The sequence below is a fragment of the Candidatus Symbiopectobacterium sp. NZEC135 genome (assembly GCF_025962695.1).
Genome location: NZ_JAGFPF010000197.1, coordinates 1 through 2,544, shown reverse-complemented (window position 1 = coordinate 2,544; position 2,544 = coordinate 1). Strand labels below are relative to the sequence as shown.

Annotated in this window: 2 protein-coding genes; both read right to left on the bottom strand. The window is 56.0% G+C overall.

Going from position 1 to position 2,544, the window contains the following annotated elements:
* A partial coding sequence (locus tag J5224_RS24855; RefSeq protein WP_264627888.1) for a TonB-dependent receptor occupies positions 1-1,493 on the bottom strand: 1,493 nt, incomplete at its 3' end.
* Positions 1,494-1,625: 132 nt separating this feature from the next.
* A partial coding sequence (locus J5224_RS24850; RefSeq protein ID WP_319802482.1) for an AraC family transcriptional regulator occupies positions 1,626-2,544 on the bottom strand: 919 nt, incomplete at its 5' end.

Here is a 2,544-nt window from a genome sequence, read left to right as displayed (position 1 = left end):
CTGGTATACAGCATGGCATCACGAGTCAGCTGATAGTGTAGCGCGGCGCGTCCGGTCACCATGTCATATTGCAATCTTCCTTGCTGATCGAAGGCGGCAACGTTACCGAGGTGACCATTGTTTTGAAACTGAGCGTGATAGCCCTTGCTGTCGTGGGTGTAACGTAACCCCAGCGTGCCCTTCAATTTTTCACTCTGCGTCAGCGCAGAGGTCAGTTCGCCAAACAGCGCGTAGCTGTCCGTTTGATAATCGTTATGGCGCACCCCGTTGATCATTGAACTGTCGCCGCTCGGTGCCAACATCGAGGTCGTGGTGTAATCGCTCATCAGACGGTAGTCGTCGTGCAGGTAGTTAATGCCACCGACCCACCCCACCCGCGCCTTATCCAGGCTGCTCAGCCGCAGTTCCTGATAGAAGCTACGCTGTTTTTCGTCGTAGGTACTCCAGTCAAGTGCAGGTAGAAATGCTGCGCTGGGCTGGTTAAACCAGGTTCCGTAGGTGAGTGCTTCGGAATTGTTGGTCAGGTTGTCAAAATCATAGCGATTCAGTGCGGTAATCGAACTCACTTGCAGAGCGCTCAGCGCGCGAGTGGCGGGCAGCGACAGCGCACCGGTGTCCCGATGTGCCCAGCCTTTGGGATCCAGCGCCACTGCGGGAAAGTTCGGCGTACCTTGCAGCACAAAATTGGAGGGGGTCAGACGATCGCGCCCATAGCTGAATGCCAGCACCAGTTGGGTGATGTCATCGGGCGTTGCCAGCAGCGTGGTGCGCATTGCACCGTTCTGCTCTCGCCCCATCCATCCTCCGACCTGATTGCGCACGTCACCGCCCTGATCGGCATAGGCGGCAGAAAAACTGCCTTTCAGCGTGTCGTCACGCAGCGGGCCGGAAAATGTCAACTGCCCGAGATTCTGGGAACGTCGATCCAGCGCGCCTTCCGCACGCAGCGTGTGCTGTGCGTCATCGCCTGGTTGACGCGTAATGATATTGATGGCTCCAGCCTGGGCATTGCGCCCAAACACGGTGCCCTGCGGTCCGCGCAGCACTTCAATGCGCTCAACGTCGAGAAAACGCAAGTCAGAGCCAAACAGTGGCTGCGGTACGCCATCAATATAGGTCACTACCGAGGTATCATCGTGCCCGAGCGGCTGCGCCAACGTACCGACGCCCCGCATGGAGAGGTGCGTGGAACGCCCATCGCCCAGTGCGCTCATGCCCGTGTTCGGCACATCGCGTATCAGCCGGGCAATATCATCGATACGGCGGTCTTCGAGCATTTGTTTGTCGAACACGCGCAAACTGAGCGGTACGCGCTGGGGATCTTCTTTGATCTTGCGCGCAGTAACCCAAACGACGCTGTCATCTTCCGACGCCGTAGGGGTTTGCTCGGCATCGATCGGCATCGCGGCCACTGCCCCACACATCAGGGAACCAACGCTTGCGCACAGCGCAAATTTTACCCGCTTGTGACAAAGGTACGTATTGTTCAGCATGTCTATCCTCAGCGCAGCAAAAAAAACGAAATGATAATTACTTTCGGTGCGAAGAGTGTATGAGGAGGTCCGATGCCGCCACAGCGAACTTAACTATGAGAAAAGCCAAAACAGCTGTGACTGGAGCCAGCATCAGGCATTTAACGCATCACGAGGGCAACGACCAAACTTGCGACGGTAGGCGGTAGAGAAATTGCTGGGATGCTGATAACCGACATAATAGGCGGCCTGCTTCACCGTCCATCCTTCCGATTCCAGCCCTTTTCGGGCACGCATCAGCCGCTGCTCACGCAAGAAAGAAAACACCGATTGCCCCATCACCGCATTGAATTTACTTTTAAGCGCACTGATGCTGATCCCGGCTTCACGCGCTAAATCGCACAGGCAGTGATTGTTATCCAACTGCGCGAGCAGCTTGTCGCGGACTTTGAGAATGCGCACCGTATCCCGACAGGGTGCGGCATAGGGCATCAAGGACGGTGTCTGTTCTGCGGCGTGCAACCCCTGCGCCAACAGATCCAACACGCAGCTATGAATATGTAAACGTCCAGGCACACAGCTGTCGCACAGGGTAAACAGGCTTTCGGCCAGCGTCAGGGTGTGATGCGGGACCATAAAACTGTAAATACCTTCATGCTGTAGCAAGCGTTCAATCTGCTGAGCCAATTCGCTATCGACAATACGCCGTGGTGCCGCCTGAATAACCAGACTCCGGCTATGATGACCACGCGGATTGCGGCACCAGAGGCGGAGCGGGCTGCGCGCGGCAATCACTTTGGCCACGCCAAGCTCCATTACCAACATGCTGCCGTCATCCAGATAATAATTTGGCGTATCCCCGTCCAGGGTCAACAGAATGGTCAGACACTGTTTGAGCGTGGCGCTGCGATAATCTTCCTCACGGGTAGTGATGTCGTTAAGACAAAGATCGATCCCATACGGCAACGTCACGGCCCGAAGCGTGCCCTCAAACGTTACCTCATGGGCCGGGCTTTTTTCTGCCACGACCATTTCACATTCGTAGTCCCAATGGCGTGCCAAATCGCTTAAT